Origin of the sequence: Pseudomonas sp. B329 (assembly GCF_023127835.1) — a bacterium.
GTDB classification, from domain to species: Bacteria; Pseudomonadota; Gammaproteobacteria; order Pseudomonadales; family Pseudomonadaceae; genus Aquipseudomonas; species Aquipseudomonas synxantha_A.
The window spans coordinates 244530-244894 of sequence record NZ_SPKP01000052.1; the positions used below are offsets into that span (position 1 = coordinate 244530).

Here is a 365-nt window from a genome sequence, read left to right on the forward strand (position 1 = left end):
CTCGATGTGGCTCACACGACGCGGATGCTGAGTTGTATAACTCAACTCGACGTGCATGAAATCATGGGTGTCACGCAAGCGGTGAAGCCTTCCCTGGGCATCGTAATCGAGAAAGATCCGCCCTTCATTGCGATCACCCAGCAGGTGCAAGCGCATCCGTGAGTTGTTCTGCGGGTCGATTTCGAACAGCCGATACAGGCCGTCGATGCTCTCGATCAATACCGCGCCTTCACCGCTGCGTCTCACCGCAAGGCCTTCGCCCGGGTCGAACGCTCCACCGGACAACGGGATGTAACCGATCTCCAGGCGTCGCCCCTGCTCATCGATATAGAACAGGTTTTCGTCGGCATCTATTTCGACCGACA

General features: G+C 57.0%; 1 protein-coding gene. It reads right to left on the reverse strand.

Going from position 1 to position 365, the window contains the following annotated elements; translation table 11 throughout:
- On the reverse strand, nucleotides 1-365 hold a 365-nt coding region (locus tag E4P00_RS23100), incomplete at both ends, for a hypothetical protein (RefSeq protein ID WP_248133139.1).